This window comes from Bacteroidota bacterium, assembly GCA_018831055.1.
GTDB lineage: Bacteria > Bacteroidota > Bacteroidia > Bacteroidales > B18-G4 > M55B132.
In genome coordinates this window covers 1-15,981 of the sequence record JAHJRE010000065.1, presented here as the reverse complement: position 1 = coordinate 15,981, position 15,981 = coordinate 1, and the positions used below count along the sequence as shown (strand labels likewise).

The 15,981-nt window shown below is 43.0% G+C and carries 12 protein-coding genes; 5 read left to right on the top strand and 7 right to left on the bottom strand.

Annotated features, from left to right (window positions below; all coding sequences use genetic code 11):
• On the bottom strand, positions 1 to 680 hold a 680-nt coding region (locus tag KKA81_03910), incomplete at its 3' end, for a substrate-binding domain-containing protein (GenBank protein MBU2650058.1).
• Positions 681 to 875: 195 nt separating this feature from the next.
• Positions 876 to 1,064 carry a hypothetical protein gene (locus tag KKA81_03905; protein MBU2650057.1) on the bottom strand — a complete coding sequence of 63 codons (189 nt, stop codon included), beginning with the start codon at positions 1,062 to 1,064 and terminating at the stop codon, positions 876 to 878.
• 201 nt (positions 1,065 to 1,265) lie between these two features.
• Here KKA81_03905 and KKA81_03900 point away from each other — a divergent pair, with 201 nt between their 5' ends.
• Positions 1,266 to 2,051 (top strand): hypothetical protein, encoded by a 786-nt coding sequence (locus KKA81_03900; protein MBU2650056.1) that lies wholly within the window; start codon positions 1,266 to 1,268, stop codon positions 2,049 to 2,051.
• 48 nt (positions 2,052 to 2,099) lie between these two features.
• On the opposite strand, the gene KKA81_03895 is transcribed toward KKA81_03900, so the two are convergent.
• Complete coding sequence (locus KKA81_03895; GenBank protein ID MBU2650055.1) at positions 2,100 to 2,705, bottom strand: hypothetical protein; 606 nt, start codon at positions 2,703 to 2,705, stop codon at positions 2,100 to 2,102.
• A gap of 453 nt (positions 2,706 to 3,158) precedes the next feature.
• On the opposite strand from KKA81_03895, the gene KKA81_03890 reads away from it, so the two are divergent.
• The 3 genes from KKA81_03890 to KKA81_03880 are packed head-to-tail and all read left to right on the top strand — an operon-like array spanning position 3,159 to position 5,446.
• On the top strand, positions 3,159 to 3,632 hold the full coding sequence (locus KKA81_03890; GenBank protein ID MBU2650054.1) for an RNA polymerase sigma factor: 474 nt from the start codon (positions 3,159 to 3,161) through the stop codon (positions 3,630 to 3,632).
• A complete protein-coding gene (locus tag KKA81_03885) occupies positions 3,619 to 4,146 on the top strand; it encodes a hypothetical protein (GenBank protein ID MBU2650053.1) in 528 nt (175 codons plus the stop codon). The genes KKA81_03890 and KKA81_03885 overlap by 14 nt, the downstream gene beginning before the upstream one ends.
• Positions 4,124 to 5,446: a hypothetical protein gene (locus KKA81_03880; protein MBU2650052.1), complete on the top strand. Its 1,323-nt coding sequence runs from the start codon at positions 4,124 to 4,126 to the stop codon at positions 5,444 to 5,446. The genes KKA81_03885 and KKA81_03880 overlap by 23 nt, the downstream gene beginning before the upstream one ends.
• Before the next feature lie 48 nt (positions 5,447 to 5,494).
• Here KKA81_03880 and KKA81_03875 read toward each other — a convergent pair whose 3' ends face one another.
• Positions 5,495 to 7,903, bottom strand: a complete 2,409-nt coding sequence (locus tag KKA81_03875) for an ABC transporter permease (GenBank protein MBU2650051.1) — start codon at positions 7,901 to 7,903, stop codon at positions 5,495 to 5,497.
• A gap of 333 nt (positions 7,904 to 8,236) precedes the next feature.
• On the opposite strand from KKA81_03875, the gene KKA81_03870 reads away from it, so the two are divergent.
• Positions 8,237 to 8,638 (top strand): DUF302 domain-containing protein, encoded by a 402-nt coding sequence (locus KKA81_03870; protein MBU2650050.1) that lies wholly within the window; start codon positions 8,237 to 8,239, stop codon positions 8,636 to 8,638.
• A 24-nt stretch (positions 8,639 to 8,662) separates the two neighbouring features.
• Here KKA81_03870 and KKA81_03865 read toward each other — a convergent pair whose 3' ends face one another.
• The 3 genes from KKA81_03865 to KKA81_03855 are packed head-to-tail and all read right to left on the bottom strand — an operon-like array spanning position 8,663 to position 15,971.
• The gene (locus KKA81_03865; protein MBU2650049.1) at positions 8,663 to 8,902 is read right to left on the bottom strand and encodes a hypothetical protein; all 240 of its coding nucleotides are present in this window, start codon (positions 8,900 to 8,902) and stop codon (positions 8,663 to 8,665) included.
• A gap of 55 nt (positions 8,903 to 8,957) precedes the next feature.
• The gene (locus tag KKA81_03860) at positions 8,958 to 10,076 is read right to left on the bottom strand and encodes a PorP/SprF family type IX secretion system membrane protein (protein ID MBU2650048.1); all 1,119 of its coding nucleotides are present in this window, start codon (positions 10,074 to 10,076) and stop codon (positions 8,958 to 8,960) included.
• 42 nt (positions 10,077 to 10,118) lie between these two features.
• Entirely contained in the window at positions 10,119 to 15,971 is a 5,853-nt protein-coding gene (locus KKA81_03855; GenBank protein MBU2650047.1) for a PKD domain-containing protein, read from the bottom strand.
• Positions 15,972 to 15,981 lie beyond the last annotated feature (10 nt).

Here is a 15,981-nt window from a genome sequence, read left to right as displayed (position 1 = left end):
GCAAACCCGATCCCTCCTTTTGTATTTTTTATTGCAGAATACATTCCAGGATCCCCGTTTACCGGTATTCCCTTCAAATTTTCCTGAAAGGTCCCGAAATAATCCGCCCATATGGATGCTGCACCACACAAATCAACTCTTGTGAAGGTTGAAAGAACCACCTCCTCCTCTATTCCCGGAATTTCACTCCAGGAAGTTATATCTCCGGTGACAAAAATTCTATAAAGGTTTTCCTTTGATAAACCCTTGTAATATATTGCCGAAGCAGCAGGATTAAAACGGTTCATGACAGGAACCACAACATCTTTCGCCACTGCAAAAGGTATGATATTACGGGAAAGAATTTTCGACCGGTCGTCTGAATAAAGCCCCAAATCTGTCCTTAGCAGTTCCGATTCCGACAAAGCCTTATTGGAACCTGCAGGAATTACCGTGATCTTTACCGTTGGATGAGATTGCTGGTATTTATCGGCCCATGTCTGAACCAAAGGATAGAGTGAATATGATCCTTCAACATTCACAAATGACCTCGGAACCCTGGACTGCTTATGCTCAGTCTTTTCCCGGACTTGCCTGCAAGCGGGGAAAAGCGTCGTTAGGAGTACTATCAGGATTAACAAACAATTAATTCCTGCTTTTCGATAGCGACTTAAAGCAGAATATTTTTTTCTGCCATTCATTGTTAATGAAATAACAATACAAAGTTAGACATTTCCGGATGCCATTGTATTTAATCAAATAAAAATATTCGAAATAGGAAAATACTAATCAGAAGGCTCTTGATACAAATACCCACAAAAGAAAAAAGCTAAATTTATCAGGGATTGAAGAAAATAAATCATCCGGAATCTCCAGGAAAGCCCTGCAGTATTGTGTTACTGATCTTTATAAATATTAAACAATACCTTTCTTAAGACTTTGCTTCCATACTCCAAAGCACCACTGTCCAGTGGCAAGGAAGGTTCGGATGATGGGAAAACTCCGTTAAAAGGATCCAGCGTAACTCCATTCAATGGATCAAAAGAATAATTAATGATGCCACTGCCATGCTTTTTGTGACTCATGCGTTCCAGGTTTAGCGTTTAAGAAGATAGTAGCGTTTGACTTGCAAGATATGAACTAAAACAATCGTTCACAATAAGAAGATACATGATATTGTTGCATGTTTCACGTATGTTCAGGAATTTAAAAATACCGGACTTTGAATTTTAAAAGGCAAATTTGCTTTATTATTAATAATTTTGTGAAAAACAGAATAAATAGTTATGATGAAAAATCTAATTACTACAGTAATCATTGCTGTTATATTAAGTTCTTGTAATACAGGGCCTTCATTAAAACAGGGGGTAGATTACCGGATGAGTGCCGCAGGAGATACTATCATGATGGAAAGAGATGGAAATGGTGTGCTTTTATCGGAATACACAGTCAGAATGGGCAAGAAAGATGGACCCGCATGGGTTTATTATCCGGAAGGCGAGGTAAAAGAAGAGTCGCAGTACAGGGGTGGTCAAAAAAACGGTATATCCAGATGGTTTTATAAAGATGGGACCGTTTATGAAGTAACTCCTTATAAGGATGGAAAAATGCATGGCATCATGAGGAAATTCAATCCTGATGGCACTTTGCTTGCAGAAATCCCTTATCAGGAGGGAGAACCCATTCCGGGAACCCGTGAATTTGCGAAAACAGGAGGCATTCTTTCCGATTACCCGGATATCCGGTTCTTCCTGGATACCACCAAACAAGCCGATGGTATGTTTACCTTAAAGATGCTTCGTACTGATAAGGAAAAGGAAATCGCCTTTCACTATTATCAATTTGAAAACGATGACAGCGTTCGTGTGGCAATCCCTGTGAGGAGACATAACGGAATAGGATATATGATCTTCAACACTTACAACAAAAAGGACATCCCGGATGAGGTTACCGTTTATGGCACTTTTACCAGCAAAAGAGGCGTGCCGGTTGTGCTGAAAAAAACATGGAGGAAGAGTGATCCCGTGCCTGTTGATCCGAATGCTGCCAACCGGAAAGTTGTCAGGTTCTGATGGATACACTCCCCCTCCAGAAAAAACATCTGGTTATTGCTGGGTAAATTAGAATTTATAGCTTAAACCCGCATTAACAATACCTGCATACCCAAATCCTACTTCTGCAAATCCGCCAAACGCTTTACCAATCCTAATACCAAAAGCATTGACCTGAAATGCAAAATAAACACTGGTATTGTCGTCTCCCTGGGTATCATCTTTAAAGTTAAATTGTTCATAACAAGCACCAAGTGCAACTCCGGAATACATAGTTACCCATTCTTTGCGAACATAGTTGAAATCGAACCTGACCATACCTGTTATATAGGTATCGGTCGACTCCACATCGACAAGTGTATGGGTTATGGGCATTTTTACTGTCTTTTTCATGTTAAAACTCTGGTAAAGGACTCCTAAACCCAGGGTGATTTTTTCGTTCAGGTTTCGCTTATAACCCAAACCGGCTACACCAAATGTTGAGATATCCGAACTGACAACCGTTGCCCCTGTCAAAGGACCTATCAGAAAATCTTCGAAAATATCCCCGAAAGTTTCTGCAAATCCGGGAAAAGTGCCCGCACCATAGTTAACATAAATTTCATTGTTCCTGTCCTGGCTAAAACCTACAACAGCCAGAAATACAAACATTACTGCAATAATTGCCTTTTTCATGTTGATTTGATTTAAGTTATAAAATATTCCCAAGGTTACTTCTTGTCAGTAACCATTTCGATATCCGTTTTGGCTTTAGAAATAACGGATAACAAAACAATTGTTTTATCCAAAATTATAAGGAATTGTTACAGAATCAACGGTTAATTTTGTAAAAAAACATCATTTTTTACTGTTGTGCAAAACCCCATAATGATTGGTTCAATGAGAATTTTTTTGAAAGATTAAAAAATAGTTACAGGTTGCAGGTTGCATGTAACATGTAACCTGCGTCCTGATACAAATCATGCCCAATTCTTATTAAATATTTTATTTGTTATTACAACTTTTTATGAACTTTATCGTCAATCAACACATAAAGATTGAATTTTGAGCGAGGAGTATATTGACCTAAGCAGGAATCTGATCAGGGATTGCATCAAGGGTGACCGGCAGGCGCAGTATAGATTATACATGCAGTATTCGAGATCCATGTATAATATATGTATTCGTATGCTTGTCAACAGAGAAGATGCAGAGGACATTCTCCAGGAAGCATTTATCCAGGCATTCCGGAGGCTGGACACCTTTAGAGGGGAGTCTTCGTTTGGAACATGGCTTAAAAAGATTGTAATCAATCGATGCCTGGATTTTCTTAAAAAGAGGAAACTAGGTTTTATGGATAGCGATGAAGAAAAAATTCCAGACAGACAGGATGAGTCATTGGAGGAAGATAAAATCAGCAATGAAATGATCCATGAGTGTATAAAAAGCCTGCCGGAAGGCGCAAGAGTTATAGTAAACCTGTATCTCATGGAAGGATTTTCCCATAAGGAATCAGCCAAAATGCTCGGTATTACTGAATCAACCGCAAAAACCCAGTATCACCGGGCAAAGCACCTGCTCCGGGAAAGAATTAATGAAAAAACGTTGTATGAAAAAGCTTGAGGATATTATAAGAAATAAACGCCCTTACCTTGATGTTGAGGAACCAGACCATGCATACATCTGGGAAGGTATTGAGCGAAAAATGGAACCTAACCCAAAAAAACGGAGGCATTTCCTGAAAATTGCTGCCATTGCTCTAATAATACTATCTGCTGGTGCCGCCATATTCATTCCGTCTTTGCGGAATCAGAATGAAAACACTTTTATCACTCTGTCTGATATATCTCCCGAACTTAAAACAGAAGAAATGTTTTTTACGCAGACAATTTATCATCAGATGGAAGAAATCAATAATGCAAATATTGATCATGAGCAATATAAAACGTTCTTTGAAGAAATCGAAATCCTTGATAATTATTACCAGGAATATCTTGGTGACTTACAACAAATGGGCGATAATCCCCGCCTCATAAAAGCTATGCTTCATTATTATGAAATGAAAATCAGGATCCTGGAAAAAATGTTAAATGAAATTGAAAAACAACAATATTATGAAAACAATAGAAAAATTTAGGATGGTTGGATATATGGCCGTTATAGCGTTCATGCTGCCTTTACATAGCGTAACTCAAACTGTCAACAATCAGGAAGAAGCATCCATTGATTGCCCGGTAAATGCCTCCACTCAAATTCTTTTCGAAAACAAAACCGGCGAACTGGAAATACAAACCTGGGATAAATTATCGCTTAACCTGAAAATCTTTATTGAGATAAAAGGCGATCAGAAAGATGTGAATGCTACACTGGAGGCAATTCGAAAATTACCGGTTAAAAAATCAAATACTTCCATCGAAATCAACACACAATTTTATGAGAACTGGAGTTCAGGGAATTTCCTGGGAGGGGATAAAATAAAACTTACTTTACATACAGGGACAAAGGTATCTCTCGATAAACTGAAGGTAAATTATATTCTGACAATTCCTGAAAACAACGATTTTAAACTGGTCAATAAATATGAAGATGTTATGATGGCGGATTTTTCAGGAAAAGCCGAGTTGTTGATATACGATTGCGATTTCCATGCAGGCAATTTTTCAAAAGACCTGAAAATCGAATTAAAATACTCCAGCGCTAAACTGGGAAATCTTGGAAGCCTCTTTTTAACCAGCTACGATTCCAAAGCAGAAATTGAAGTTTGCTCCGATCTAAAGTTAAATTCCAAATATTCTGAACTTGACTTCGGGAAAACCGGAAATATTTCCCTCAACGTATATGATGACAAAGTTTTTATCGACGCTCATGGAGATATTACGGGAGAAGCAAAATATACAACATTGTTCGTGCACGATTTCGCTTCGGGCAATCTGGTTCTATACGATTGCACCCTTAAAGGCGCAAATGCCGGCATTTTTATCCTAAAAGCAAAATATACCAAGATCGAGTTCCTTTCAATTGAGAACCTTGATTTTCAAGAATGTTATGATAATACTATTAATGTTGGCTCATTGGGCAATATCGATTGTCTTTCAAAATACACTACCTTCACCGTTAATGAACTTAAGGGTTCATTTAAAATAAATAGCTACGATGACAATATTTCCATCGGAAAAGCAAGCCAGACCTTTAAAGGACTCGAAATAGAAAGCAAATACTCCAATCTGAGTATATCGCTTCCACATGATCTGCCTATCATTCTTACAACCGATACTAAATACACCAATCTAACCTTCCCCAAGGATAAAATGCAGGAAAAACGATATCATAAAGATGACAGTGAATTCCAATATATAGGATTTACAAAGGACTCAGAGGAAAGTAAGTGTATACCAATAAATATTTCAGCCTATGATGGTCAGATAGAAATAAAATGAATCATTTCCTGGAACGCAGGGTTAATCCCTGTGTTCCCGCTTTGATCATCATTCATAACGAATAGCATCTACGGGATTTTTTGATGCGGCTTTGTAACCAACCGATGAAACGGTTAGAATAGCAATTAAACTTGCTGCAATAAAAGATAATAAGTAATCTGAGAAATTTTGCTGAGCCCTATAGGCAAAGCTGTTCAGCCACTGATCCATTACAATCCAGGCTATAGGAATGGCAAAAATGGAAGCCGTTACGATCAACTTGAGGAACCTTACCAGTAAATCATGAACAATAGTCCAGGTACCGGAACCAAGTACCTTTCTGATACCAATTTCCCTGGTTTTATCTTCTGTGATAAAGGTCACCAGTCCGAATAATCCCAAACAAGCAATAACAATGGCAAGAAAGGAAAAATATTTAAATACTCCTGCAGTTCTTGCTTCCGCCTGATAAAGCTCAGTCAGTTCACTTTCCAGTAAAAAATAGTCGAAAGGCTGGGAAGGATATAATCTCTCCCAAGTGTTTCCGATCTCTTTCAGGATTTCTTCTATATTGTTAGGATTTACCTTTATGTTCAGATACCTGAAATTATTTTCATTCACTCCGATAAGAAAGGGTTTCATTTCCTGATGCAGTGAGGTATGATGAAAATCTTTTACTACCCCTATAATCTTATATCGTATCTCATCCTCGTCCAACTCTCTGGCAGGTATCCTGATAACCTTCCCAATTGGACTTTCCCATCCAGCCTGCCTGGCCAGCGTCTGATTAATAATAACTGATAATGAATCGGATTTTATTCCTGGCGAAAAATTCCTTCCTGCAACAAGTTTCATTTTCATTAAATCGAGATAATCAGGAGTAATGTCCGTAAACAGGATCATCCAGCTCTCATCCTTGGGAGAACCTTCCGGGATAAAACTACGGCGCTGCTCAAAATTGCCCGGATAGCTCAAGGAGGCTGCCACCTCCTCAACCCCAGGAACCTGTTTAATTTCGCTCAATATGGTTTTGTAGTTCTTAATTACATGACTTTCACGCATGGGGATTATTACAATGTTCTTCGGATCATATCCAAGATCTTTAGTCCTGATATAACCGATCTGCCTGTATACTGTCAACGTACCTGCTATCAATGCAATGGTAATAATAAACTGAATAATCACCATCACACTTCTGAATATTGATTTACCCGAACCGGTAAAGATTTCACCTTTTAAAACTCTGACAGGCCGGAATGATAACAATACCATTGCAGGGTAAACTCCTGCTAAAACACCAGTGAAAATAATGATAACAGAAATTGCAGCAATAACAAAAAAACCCGATCGATCATGATTTAGCAAACCATCACCCATCAGTCGATTAATAAAAGGATGTGAAATCTCTACAAAAGAATAGGCCAATAACAGGCTAAATAAACTAATGATAAGGGTTTCGGTTAAAAATTGGCCGGTCAGCTCCCATCTGCCGGCCCCGAATATTTTTCTTATTCCTACTTCAAGTGCCCTGACAGATGATTTTGCTGCCGACAAATTCACAAAATTGATGGTTGCTATGATCAGAACAAGAAATGCAATGACTGTAAACAAATAAACTTCAGTTATATCACCATTTGGTTGAAGTTCGTGCAAAATATCCGAATGCAGGTGTATCCTGGTTAATGGGGTTAACCTGACCTGAAAAGAAGCATTGGATTCCTCCATTTCGTCCCCCATATACTTTTTTACTATAGCATTGCATTGTACTTCAACTAATTCAGGATCTGAAGATTCCTTAAGCATGATGTAATTATGCGAAATAAAAGCAAAAGGAGATTTCAGGTAGGGCCCATATCTGGGATGATTTCTTAAAGAGGATAGTGATAAAAGTCCGGAGAACTGAAAATGAGAGGTTTTCACAGGATCACGAATCACTGCGGTAACTGTGTATATTTTATTATTGTTTATCTTAATCTGTTCACCTATGGGATTTTTATTCCCGAAGTATTTTTCTGCCGTGGATTGAAGAAGAATGACTGAATAAGGTTCTTCGAGGCAAACCGGGGGATCCCCGCTTACAAATTCATAATCAAAAACCTTAAAAAAGCCTGAATCGGCATAAAAGAAATCTTGCTCATAGAATTTCTTTTCACCGCTTTCAAATAAATTATTCCCTGGAAAATCCACGATACGGGTACCTGCTTCCACCGAAGGGATCTCTTCGCAGAAATATTGTAAAAGAGGAGCTCCGCTTACCGCTGCTTCGAAATGATTCCCAGCCATCTCACCGATCAGGTCTATCCTGCTTATCCTGTTTGCAGCTTTAAAATGTTTATCATAGCTGATCTCGCGAAAAACATATAGCATAATGATTATACAACATGCCATACCCAAAGCAAGCCCCACTGTATTAATGGAGGTGAACTGCCAGTTTTTTAAAAGGCTTCTAACAGCAATGCGGATATAATACTTCAGCATAAATTAAATATTACAATGCAATTCAAATCCGCTGGTTGGAAAAATTTGATTGCGACAATCGTGCCACTGTATGTAAAACCTTAATTTTGGGAGAATTAAACTATAGGCACTCTTTTGCCTAAAAGGAAAATGTTTCACAAACGTGCAATCATGTACGTTTACGAACAAAATACCTTAACAGACAAACATTTCGTTAACTTAGTTGTTAAATATTCAAAACCTTTAATTATGATCAGGAATATTTTTATTTTTACATTTATTGCGCTGGTATTTACTTCCTGTATGAATAACAACACTCAGGAAGCATCCCCGGCAACTTCAAACAGTGATGTTATGTACTATTTTAATACTTATCTGGAAGGGACATCCCTTGATTCAGCAATTGTTACAGTTACTGAAGCGTTGAAGAAAGAGGGTTTTGGGGTGATATCCACTATAAATATCCAGGAAAAAATTAAAGAAAAACTGGGTAAGGATTTTCGTCCCTATATCATCCTTGGAGCCTGCAGTCCGCAACATGCCTATGAGGCTCTTAATGCAGAAGATAAAATTGGGACTATGCTCCCTTGTAACGTTATTATCCAGGAAGCCGGAGAAGGACGTTATGAAGTGGCTGCAGTTAACCCCATTGCATCTATGCAGGCCATTAAAAATGAAAAACTGGGCACGGTGGCCCAGGAAGTTACTGTTAAACTGAAAAAAGTGATATCTGACCTGGACAATACCGGGAAATAAATCCCGGTACCAGGCCTCATCCGGTCAGGGATTGTCGTTATCTTCAGATAGGGTAGTCTCAAATTCCCATTCATCCGCGGGAACGCTGAAAACTATTTCATAATTCCATTCAGCGGCAGGAACCGTAAATGAGCTGATACCCTGCACCCACATACTTATTCCATTTACAGAATACCAGGTGAAAACATTATGGATGGTCCTGGTCAAATGGGCTGTTTGGGTATTGAAATATTGTTCCGAAAAAGATCTTTCTCCTTTAATCATAGTTGGCTTTTTTTAGTTCTTTTAGTCAGATTAAGTTATTCTTCAGGATTTTGCTCTAAAACGGTGAACATTCGAGCGCTCTGGGCATTGCTTTGGTCCTTCCTGATGTGTAGTTTCCAAATCCAAAGCCACCCCTTCGTTTCTTCTTATCGAACATATACAATTCATCAAGCTCAATGACGATGGTTACCTCATGGCTTCCTCCGGTTGCCTTTGTAATATCAGTCAGCATGCAATCGTAGGAATAAAACATCTTTATTCTGGATATCTCATTGATAAAGATGCTTAATCCGGCAGTCAATACCAAAGCATCATTGTTCAGGAACTCGAATTCATCATTCCTGTACCAGATGCCAACATAAACAGGGTCACGATATACATTGATCCCTGCAGAATACGATTGCATTCCTCCCTGATACATGTATATTACACCAGGATTGAACTTAAAGCCGCCTTCGGAAATATTAAAGCTTTTCTTTCTTCCTCTGTTTATTTCATCCTGAACAATGAAATCCCCGGTAACAACTAATTTTCTTGGTAATGGAGATGATTGCTGCAAGAATGTTTCATTGGGACGGAACAGGTGATGAACTGCAATACCAATACTACCAATTACTTCTGTGGCCTTCCAGGTTGGTTGCACAAACCTGAAAACACCTCCCACACCAAAGTCGGGGTATGTTACCCGGTCATCAGAAGGATGCTTGAAAGAGGTTTCATAGATATTACCGTATCTTTCATCCAGTTGATCAGTGAATACCAGACGGTTCCAGTCGATGCGTTTCTGGACAAATGATGCAAGTATCCCGAACTGTGTGATCATATTATGATGTATTGGGATCCTTACAGCCACCGTAGCACCGATCATCGTCCGCTTGATGTATCCTTCTCCTTCATTGTCCGAGTCAAACATCAATCCTAATCCCCCAGATCCCGGTATGTTACGTGCAGCCAAATCCATATTGAAGTTGAAATTCCTGAAATCTTCAGGAAGTTTTACCCATTGCTGCCTGTAAGCAAACCTTGTTCGCATGCCTTGGGATATTCCTACATAGCCCGGATTATAATACGTAGGATTCGCAGTCCACTGAGAATACTGAGGATCCTGAGCTGCTGCCGGAATCAGCATTGCGATCAGAAAACCAATGATCAAGAGCTTTTTAATAGTTTTCATAGTTGAGGATTTTATCAGTTCTATCTTTTATTTCATTTTATGTTATCTCACCAAAGTCACCGTACCCTGTGCTTCCCTGGAAAGGCCGCTCATATTCCCAACACTTTCTCCTTCCCATACCGTTCCGTCGCGGAACATGGCCTTGACTCTCCACATATACACATCCTGAGGCAACAACTTACCCTTGTAGGTTCCATCCCAGCCTTCCACAGGCCTTCCATCATCATCAAGCCGGGTCGATTCCCAAATGATATTGCCCCAGGTGTCGTAAACCTGGATCAGGAAGGACTTCAAGCCTATACCTCTGGGCTGGAATTTTGTGACGTTCGGATTACCGCTGGCCGGTGCAAAGGCATTCGGCACGTACAGGGATTTGAACACAAACTCATACTCGAACATTGCCGAATCCTGACAGCCGTATTCGTTCCACGATACCAGCGTGATCCTATAATTACCGTCCATATCGTACTGATGTACGATCGGGGGATCTGTCTCATAGCTGATCAGCCCGTCGCCCCAGTGCCATTCATATTCTTCGGCCCCGAAGGTCTGATTGTTCACCAAAACATTACCCTGAACATCATCCCAGTTATCCACCACCGTAAAGCCTGCCTCCGGTACCGGATTCACTTCAACCGTCTGACGGATCGTGTCCATACAACCCATATCGGTGGCTATGCGCAGTTCCACATCGTAGTATCCAAGCTCATCGTAACGGTATTCGGGATTCTGCGTCAGTGACGTATCGGCCGGAGTATCCGGATCACCAAAGTTCCAGTGCCACGAGACGATCTCGCCTCCCTGGTCGTTGCTCTGATCCGTGAAGTAGGTCTTGTTGCCGATACACACCGGCGTTGTCACAAACCCCGCTTCAGGCCTCGGGTTAACCCGCATGGTCTTGCGGATCGAATCCGTACATCCGTGCCGGTTGGTGATCGTCATTAGTACATCGTACTCGCCCACTTCCGTGTAGAAATAACTCGGGTGCTGCTGCGTACTCGTATCGCAAACACTTGCCAGATCCCCAAAATCCCAGCTCCATCCACTCACCTGAGTGTTGGATACAGACTGATCCAGGAAATTGGCCTCCTTACCGTAACATAATGATGTACAGGTGAAATCTGCCAGCGGCGAGGGCTGTACATCTACCTGACGATAGGAGGTATCGTAGATGTAAGTATTGTTTACATATCCGTGGATCACCAAACGTACCAGGTAACTGCCCGGGTCTTCATAAGTATGTGTGATCGTTGGGGTATGGTGGATGTATACCGTATCGCTGCCATCACCCCAGTTCCATTCCCATAAAATGATATACGGACTGTTCTGCGTACTGTCGGTGAAGGTTAGATCGGCCCGCTCGCATACCAGGGTATCCTCCAGTGCAAACAGTGAGTTAATACATGGATTGACCGTTACCTCACGGGTAAGTGTATCCACACATCCATTCTGGTTGGTAACAATTAATGTCACTCCATAAGATCCTGGCCCGGGGAAAGTATGATCAATCCTTGCCGGTGAAGGCGGTGTATAGGTCTGTACCGGTGTGCCGTCTCCAAAGTACCACTGCCACTCCGACACCGGAACCCCGCTACCGGTAGATATATCATAGAAGGATACCAGCGTGTCGCAAGGTATTACATCCCAGGTGAATTCTGCTACCGGCAATGGCTGAACGATGACCTGCGTGTAGGTCGTCACACTGCAGCCATGGTTGTCGATAGCTTCCAGTTTCACCGTATAAGCGCCCGGATTGGCATAGGTGTGCACAGGTGCAGGCAGGGAAGAAATATTACCTGGCTGCAATGGCTCGCCAAAGTCCCAGTGATAGCTTACCAGGTATGTGTTCGCCGGTGAAAGTACCGTGTCGCGGAACGTGACGGGATCTTTATGGCACGACTGGCTGGAGAGTATCTCCACCTCCAACCCCTCGGGTATGCATACCTGACGTACTACCGTGTCGCTGCAACCACGCGTGTCGGTCACAATCAGCGTCACATCATAACAGGTATCCTGCTCGGGGAAGATATACTGCGGGGCCTGCATGGTCGACTGATGTCCCGGCTCAAAGATCCAAAGCCATTCTACAATGCCCGAATATTGACTGTGTGATGAATCGGCAAAGCTTACCTGCCCGTTGGAGCATGCATTCACATCATAACTGAACCACCCTTGAGGACCTTCATGGACCTGGATGTCCAGATAGGTCGAATCGGTACATCCGCTTTCTGACGTAACCGCCAGGGTCACCCGGTAAATGCCCGCCTGTGCGTATACATGCGTCGGGTTCATCTCCAGGGAGGTATTATTGGGGGATGAGGGATCCCCAAAATTCCACTGCCAGCCGGTTATGGCCTCTCCCGTAATCACATAGGATAAGTCTTCGAACTGCGTAGCATGACCTATACAGGATGCCGTATAGTTAAATACCGCGATGGGCCTGGGAGTGATTTCCACTTCATGGCTTACCGTTGCCTCACATCCGCTCACATCCGTGATCGTTAAGGTTACCTCATAGATGCCGTAGTTCATATAACTATGCGTTGGCTCCATCAGGTTCGAATGAGGCGTGCCATCACCGAAATCCCAATCGTATAGCGCCACATTCGCCGGGTTGGTCACCGTCTGATCAATCGTAAACTGTGTTATATCGCGCATACAGGTGCCATCCCATAGAAACTCTGCCGGTTCCCCTTCCACAGCCTCAACCGTGCGGGTGATAGTATCCTGGCATCCGTTGATATTCGTTATCTGTAGCAGTACCACGTAGGTTCCCGGAGCAGAGAACTGATGTTCGGGGTTCTGCAGGATAGAAGTATTGTTTATGCCGCTTGCTGGATCTCCGAAATCCCAGTACCATGCAGTGATCTGACCACCTCCGTTGGGTACCGATAAATCTGAGAATTCAAATAAATCACTTGCACAAGCTCCATCCCAATCGTAATAAGCCATTGGAGCCGGGTCTATCGTAACCCACTGCGTCATTGATGCCTGGCAGCTGTCGGAGGTGGTCACCGTTAAGGTGGCTCCGTAAGTACCTAGCAGAGCATAGCTGTGATATACATCCGCATTGGCAGGATAATATATCGTGGTATCCTCACCGTCTCCAAAGTCCCAGTACCACCTTACTATGTATCCTGATGCCGTGGAAGAATTATCATCAAAGAATACCGGATTGTTTTCACAATTGGGTGCAGTAACGGTATAGATGGCATCAGGAGCCTCAAGTACTGTAATGTCATTCGAATGGGCATTGGTGCATCCGTAAATATCCGTTACCGTTAGAGTTACCGTATAGGTGCCCGGTACCGTGTACAAGTGCTGTACATAGGGATTGTAAGCCTGACCACCATCGCCGAAATCCCAGTGCCATGAGGCAATGATCTGGGTGTTCATCACCGTTGAATCCGGCCAGAACGATATCAGTGTATCCTCGCAGGTGATGTCATATCCGAAATCAACTGCCGGAGTTTCGCTGATATAAACCGGCTTAATGATTGTATCCGAACAATTGTCGTTGGTCACAATGATCAACATCACATTATAGGTGCTGTCACCGTGAGTAAACAAATGCATAGGATTTTGCTCATAGGAGCTGTTATTAATTCCCGATCCCGGATCATCAAAATCCCAGTACCAGTAAATAATGCTGCCCGGAAGGTTCGGATAAGAGGCATCGCTGAACTGTACCAGCTCGTCTTCGCAATTGCTGTCCCACTGGAAATTCGCTATCGGTCCCTCATTTACCGTTACCTCGCGTGTGAAACTATGCTGACAACTATCGGAATTGGTCACCGTTAAGGTTACCCCATAGGTTCCTGGCTGGGTAAAGTGATGCCATAGGTTCGGATTGTTCGGGAAATAGATCGTCTCGGTGGGTGAACCATCGTCAAAATCCCAGGTCCAGCTTACAATGTATCCGTATGTTGTCGAGGAGTAATCCTGGAAATATACGCTATCGTAAAGGCATATGGGACCTGAATGATCGAAATTGGCCAGCGGTAGCGGGTGCACTATAACCTGGTGGGTCACGCTGTTCTCACATCCGTTGGTATCGCTAATGGTCAAGGTTACATTAAACGTACCTACCGTGTTATACACATGCGTTGGGTTGGGGATGTTGGTAAAACCACCATCGCCGAAATCCCAAAGGTAGCTCGTGGTCATTGCCCAGTTAACTATGGTTGAATCCATATAGAAGTATGTCGGTTCGCCAAGGCAAGCAGGTCCGGAGGTAAACTCAACCGGTGGTGCCGGGTGGACAATGACATCCTGGTACATCGTATCCTGGCAACCGCTCTGGTTGGTTACGATCTCCATTACCGTGTAAGTACCCGGGGAACTGAAAATATGAGTCGGATGCTGCAGCGTTGAAGTATTGAAAGGTGAGGCTGCATCACCAAAATCCCAGTACCACTCCTGTATAGGATTGCCTCCGTTAGGGATGCTATGATCCGTAAATACAACTTCTTCATCTTCACAGTTCGCTGTGTATGTGAATAGAGCCTGCGGACTGGGTATCACCATCAGTACCTTGGAGATCACATCATAGCAACCGCCTGAGGTGATCACACGCAGGGTTACCGTATAGGCTCCTGGTGCACCGTAAGCATGCTGGGTATCCGGTGAAGATGGATAGTATATTGTATCGGCCGGAGTGCCGTCACCGTAGTTCCATATCCAGGTAGTGATATATCCTCCCGGGGTGATCGAAAGATCATGGAAATCAATCTGTGCATTTGCACACTGGTTATTGATGAAAGAGAAGTTCGCATACGGGCCTTCGGTCACCAGAATCGGTTTGATCACCGTATGATCGCATCCGTAAAGATCGGTCACCGTCAAGGTTACATTGTAGCTGCCCGGGGTATTGTAATAGTGTTGTGGATTCTGTAATCCTGAGTAATTGGCAGCTCCCGAAGAAGGATCCCCAAAGTTCCAGCTCCAGTTGATGATCGTACCCGAGGGTAAACTCAGATCGGTAAACTGCGTCGGAAAGTTCACACAGGCCGTATCGGCCGAAAAATCGGCCAATGGCAATGGCCTTACCGTGATATCCTGCTGGATGGTATCTTCACAGCCTTCCAGATTGCCTACGATAAGTGTTACGGTATAGGTACCTGCGTATGGATAGACATGCTGGGGATGCTGTACATTGGAGGCATAATGCCCGTCACCGAAATCCCACCACCAGTATATGATCGTGCTGCCCGGTGCCATCGACAAATCGGTGAACTGGGTGGCACTGCCCTGGCAGGCTATGTCGGCCGAAAAGTCTGCAATCGGACTATCGGTGATGGTAACCGTCTTGCTCATCGAATGGGAACATCCATAGGTAGCCCATACCGTAAGGTTCACCTGATATGTGCCCGAAGAAGCATACGTATGGGAGGGATTGGGATCGGTCGATGTGTTACCGTCGCCAAAGTCCCATAACCAGTTATTAATGATGCCATTATTGGGAACAGTTGATTCATCCGTGAAATACGTGGGTGCTCCTTCACATACACCCGTCCAGCTGAAATCAGACGAGGGACGGTACTGAACGTATACCTGTTTCATCACCTGAGACTGGCAGCCATTGGGTGAGCCTACCGTAAGGGTCACATAATAGTACCCGGCAGAAGCATACGTATGCTGAGGATGCTGAACGGTCGATGTTAACCCGTCGCCAAAATCCCACAACCAGCTCGTTACCGCACTGCCCGTGCAATACGACAAATCAGTAAACTGGGTGGCTTCACCGTAACAGGCCGTGTCGGCTGAAAAATCAGCCACCGGCTGGTACAGCTCTAAGCTTTGAACTATGGTATCCTTACAGCCGTGGGAATCGGTTACGATCAACTGCACAAGGTATGTTCCGGAACTCGCGTAAACATGGTCGGGGTTTTGCACAGTCGAATAG